The organism is Aliiglaciecola lipolytica E3 (assembly GCF_000314975.1).
In the GTDB taxonomy this organism is placed as follows: domain Bacteria; phylum Pseudomonadota; class Gammaproteobacteria; order Enterobacterales; family Alteromonadaceae; genus Aliiglaciecola; species Aliiglaciecola lipolytica.
Map to the genome: position 1 here is coordinate 1 of NZ_BAEN01000057.1, position 4,888 is coordinate 4,888.

The 4,888-nt window shown below is 33.6% G+C and carries 6 protein-coding genes; 3 read left to right on the plus strand and 3 right to left on the minus strand.

Features of this window, described 5'->3' with window-relative positions:
* Positions 1 to 1,322 (minus strand): YobI family P-loop NTPase (locus tag GLIP_RS13925; protein ID WP_161602056.1); only part of this gene is annotated, 1,322 nt, incomplete at its 3' end.
* Positions 1,240 to 2,229, minus strand: a complete 990-nt coding sequence (locus GLIP_RS13930; RefSeq protein ID WP_008845291.1) for a YobI family P-loop NTPase — start codon at positions 2,227 to 2,229, stop codon at positions 1,240 to 1,242. The genes GLIP_RS13930 and GLIP_RS13925, both read right to left, overlap by 83 nt.
* Positions 2,230 to 2,437: 208 nt before the next feature.
* On the opposite strand from GLIP_RS13930, the gene GLIP_RS13935 reads away from it, so the two are divergent.
* The 3 genes from GLIP_RS13935 to GLIP_RS13945 are packed head-to-tail and all read left to right on the plus strand — an operon-like array spanning position 2,438 to position 4,165.
* Positions 2,438 to 2,653, plus strand: coding sequence for a helix-turn-helix transcriptional regulator (locus GLIP_RS13935; RefSeq protein WP_040523021.1), 216 nt, complete (start codon positions 2,438 to 2,440; stop codon positions 2,651 to 2,653).
* On the plus strand, positions 2,650 to 2,850 hold the full coding sequence (locus tag GLIP_RS13940; RefSeq protein WP_008845292.1) for a hypothetical protein: 201 nt from the start codon (positions 2,650 to 2,652) through the stop codon (positions 2,848 to 2,850). Before GLIP_RS13935 ends, GLIP_RS13940 begins: the two co-directional genes overlap by 4 nt.
* Positions 2,840 to 4,165, plus strand: coding sequence for a primase-helicase family protein (locus tag GLIP_RS13945; protein WP_008845293.1), 1,326 nt, complete (start codon positions 2,840 to 2,842; stop codon positions 4,163 to 4,165). The genes GLIP_RS13940 and GLIP_RS13945 overlap by 11 nt, the downstream gene beginning before the upstream one ends.
* A gap of 64 nt (positions 4,166 to 4,229) precedes the next feature.
* Here the strand turns inward: GLIP_RS13945 and GLIP_RS13950 are convergent, their stop codons facing one another.
* Positions 4,230 to 4,625: a PDDEXK-like family protein gene (locus tag GLIP_RS13950; protein WP_008845294.1), complete on the minus strand. Its 396-nt coding sequence runs from the start codon at positions 4,623 to 4,625 to the stop codon at positions 4,230 to 4,232.
* Positions 4,626 to 4,888: the final 263 nt, after the last annotated feature.

Here is a 4,888-nt window from a genome sequence, read left to right on the forward strand (position 1 = left end):
ATAAAATTTCCACCATTTTGAATTAACAAATTCGGTTCAGCACAGAATAATAATTTAGATAAGTGAAGCTCCTTCTCGTTACCTAATAAAACAGTTTCTATATATTTAGGCCAATTTATCAACATATATGTAAACAATTCTTTTAATTTTTTTCCTTGTTTTAAATATGCTGAAATAAAATCCTGACTAAAATCCTTTTCGTAATATCGTTGCAGGAATGCTAAAGCGATGCTTCTTTCATCCGAAAATAAAAATTGTGTACTAAGTAGGTAATCAAAAAGCTGAATATTTAAAACATATTTAGTTGAAAAGTCTATTTTATTTAAACGAGCACAAACTTCTTGAGGATTATCTATATTTAACAGTGGGTTATAAACATCGCGAGATTTCAATGTTGTATTAAATAGACGATCATTAGCTGTCCAATTTTCTTGTTCTCTAAAAATGGAAGTATAAAATGAATAGTTTTCATTTAGATAACCACTAAACAATAAAAAGCGAAATAACCTCCTACTATTTTCATCTTTTATATGGTTAATATCATCTGTATCTAATTCGGACGGCAGTTTATCTAAAATGTCAGGAGAATCATTTAAAAGATCAGATATGGATAGTCTTTCAGTTCTATTCTTCGCCTCTTTTAGTGTTAATATTTGATTTGAAAATTCAGTTGTTTCTAATTTTACCTTATCCAAAACACGTTTTATTTTTTCTTCGATTCCGGATTCGGGATCTATATTATTTTCAACTGATTTGAAAGAACAGTTTGAAATTCTAAAATTTACATTTGAATTTTGTGAAAACCTTAAATTATTTGCTGAAATTAGCGGTTTTATGTCTTCAAATGTCTTTATATTAGTTAATTTAATAGCGCTGCTTCCAGAAGAATCAGGTAAACAAAACAAACCATATCCATTAGAAATTCGTAGCAACTCTCCAACGTAGGAACTAATTAATTCGTATTCGGTATTGGACACTTCTTGTTTTATTAAATTAATATTCTCTTCGACATTTTCTAACTCTAAATTTATTTGCTTAACTCTTTCTTCAATTAATTTATCTTTTCTTTCGATTACACTGAAAAACGCCCCTTTTTTATCGTGAAGAGCTTCGAAATCACGCCCAAATACATTTTTGTAAAGCATGAAAGCAAATAAACATGTCGGTTCAACGTCAGGATCTCCTATTTCATTGAAATAGATTACGAATTCATTAAAAGTATTGTGTATAAGACGAGTATCATTTAAGAAATCGGAAACATCGCGTAAAAAAATTATTATCGATTTTCTTCGATAACCCAGTAAGTTTACGGACACGTTCATTTATTATATCAAGTGAATTTGAAGAGCCAATTAATGGAACGACAGGAATTATAAAATCGAAAAATTTTGTTCTTTCTTTTTCAGTAAATACCGAATCTCTAAGTGCATATAGAAACTTTACCTTTCTTTGTTTACCAACATTGTGGCTATTATTAATTAAATAATTAATTTCTCTAAGCTTAATATATATATCCGGTGTATTGAAGCGATCTAAGTCTTCAAAGACAACAAGGTTATATTTGGTTCTCTCAAAAAAATATAGTACTTCATCAACATGCTTGTTCAATATAGAGTCGCTACTTACGTCTTTTTCTATTTCCATATTTTTAAATGAAATTTTTCTAATTGAAGCACTCCAAATATCGGCATAAACATACCTAATTAAGCTCCAGCATCCAAATCCTGTAGTGGTTAACAAGAGCCAAACGAGAATAAATTCAATGCTCCATGTAGCTACCGAGAATAAAGTCTTATGAAAAGTAACGCTAATAAGAATACCAACAATAGTAAGTAGTGCCACTAAAGAGTTTAGGCTCGGATTTTTGGGTGCTTTTATTCTTTTAAATCGGGAGAGTGGGAGTACATCGGAAGAAGTACTGTAAATCATCTGTTGAAGAATACTCAGCTCAATTTCAGCTTCTTTAGGCTTGGGCTTATTTTCAAATGATGCCAAATTAACTTCTAACATTGTTACATCTGAGTAGAAATCTTCATTATCTATAGTATTCTTAAGACCCTTGATAATACTACTTTTACCAGAACCGTAAGGACCAGTAAGTGCTATATTAAATACATTTTCATCTGCGATAGAAAATTTAAATGCGGATTGATATATACATCCTTTATCAACTCTTGAGATGGGAGCAAGGTTTACAAATTGCTTGTCTACCTTTTGTTCTTCGGCCATGTAATCCGTTACCTTTTAAAAACATTTAACTAATTAATTTTAAATTAGATTCCGGCTAAATATTACATCTAAATCCAAATAATTCAAATCTAGTCAAACCTAACGTCTAGCCATCAAAAACTAACGTCTGACCCTAACGTGAATATTTTTCACATTACAATAGTAACAAACTTGCTCCTGTCATATACAAACACATAGGAGCAAATCTATGACTGTACAACTTCTTTCTACTAAACAAGCTGCTGAGTATCTCAGTGTAAGTGCATCGTTTCTTGAAAAGGATAGATGGCGAGGTTCACGCATACCCTTCATACGCTTAGCCAATAGAGCCATTCGTTACCGAATCTGTGATTTGGAAAATTATATAAACGCACAAGTAATGTATTCCACCTCAAGTTATCCAGAAGCAGGAGGTACAAAATGATCAGTTTTTTCCGTATACGGGATCTAGCTTCATATACGAGTTTTTATCCCGTATACGAAATTAACGCTTTAGCATATTCCGTAACGGCTTTATTAGCTAAAGCCTTATTCACCAACCTAACAACCCCTTTAGCATTAAAAAGTGCTAAAGCCCTTAAAATAGCTTTAGCTAGTTTGGGAGTATTAAATGAAAACTAACAATGTTCATCAAATCTCCAATACCAACTCACTTGATAAAGAAATTGATGGTAAAACTTTAACTGAATCTGATATTCAAATATTGAATGAATTAAATAGCCTATACGCACATACAACTTCAGGATGTAAACACTGCATCGTTTCATTAAGGAAAGATGCAGTGTCAACAGAAACCCACAGTTTTGAATCGCTAACGGAATTTAAAAATAGATTTTTACACGAACCTAAGCTTGTTGGAAAAAATAGAGGAGATGCATGGTTAAAATGGAGTGGTAAGAAGTACTTTCCTGATGGTTTGGCATATTGCCCTGATGATAAACTGTGCCCCACGACACAATACAATTTGTATACAGGCTTTGCAGTAAAGCCTAAAGAGGGCGAAATAACCCCATTTATCGATCATATCCATGAAGTAATTTGTGACGGTCAAACCGAAGTATCCCATTACCTGCTTCAATACTTTGCTCATATGATCCAAAAGCCACAGGAAAAGCCCTCTGTGGCTGTGGTAATGAAATCAGTGCAAGGGGCAGGTAAAGGTTCAATGATGGAACCTTTTAAACAAATACTAGGTGCTAATGTCACTCAAACAAACGGGGCTTATCTAGTTGCCGGAAGATTTAACAACAGTATCGGAAATAGAATATTAGTATTTGCCGATGAGGTTGAGCTTACAAATAAAAAAATAGCCGATAAATTGAAAGCGCTGATAAGTGAAAAATCAGTTTATTTAGAAAGAAAAGGATTCGACGCCGTTGAATTTCCGAATTATCTGCGCTTTATATTTGCCAGTAATCACGACCATGTGCTGCTTGCTGGGATTAAAGAAAGACGTTATCTAGTTTTAGAACCATCAGATAAATTTGCACAAGATAAGGCTTATTTTAACCGTTATTTTGAATGGTTAGATAATGATGGTGCAGCTCATTTACTGCATTACTTGCAAAATATGGATATAAGCGATTTTGATCCAAGACGCGCCCCTATTACTAAAGCTTTGCAAGATGAAATTCTCGCTAACTTATCTCCACAGCAAGAGTATTTAATCTATGAGTTATCACTAGAAAAGCCATTTGGGGCGTGTAGGGTTTCCCCTAATGACGTTTTTGTAAGGTTTGATGACTTTCTTAAGGAAAAACAAATACGCTTCTCTATGCCACAAATACGCAGCATTATTGGAAAACTATTTTCGAAACTAGGAATTCCATCTACCGGTAAACGAGGTGTCAATCTAATGTACCAATTGCCGGAACCAGAGACGTTAAGAAAAATATTGGCGAACCGATTAGGTGTATCTCCTGATGACCTGCTTTAGCACCCTAACCTGTCCTACCTGTACCAAAAGATACAGGTAGGACAGGTATTAGGTTGTTTTTAAGTTACGCTTTGTTAAAGGCTTTTATAAAGTTGGTTGATTCCTGATGAAATCTTATATGTTCGTGATGTTTTAATTTTCTTTTTCCACCAAACTTTGGCGTTATGTATCCCCATGGGGCACGTTTTGAAAAATAGATAATATAATCTATATCATCCGTTTCACTCCATTGTGGAACGACCACAACAGTCTCTTCGCATGTATCAACAGATTTCACTTGTATTCTGTAGTAAAGGTTCCCATCTGAAATTAAAACGTCTGTCTTAGCGCCATGGTCAACGTGGGGTTTGAATACTTGCCATCCGTCTTTTAACAACCAAGTTTCAACTTGATTTTCATAAGATACGTTTTCACAATATTGTTTAGTTTTTTCTGGAACGATGTTTGATTTTAAAGGCATAGTTAAAGTCCTAAAGTATCCACACAGCCTTTGGTCAAAGCGTGTGGCACATAATCCTCTATCAGGGTTATGCAATTAGGACTCACTAGACAAATATAACATTTGAATTTCGAAACAAGGGAATGCCTTTCCTAATAGTATAGCTATCGCGTTAACTATTATTAATGCTTCGACAGCCGCTTGGCGGTGAGTCAAGATGAGTTTTTAAGATAAGCAAATTTAAAATAGTAATCAACTGTCTAATTACCTGAATATAAATAATT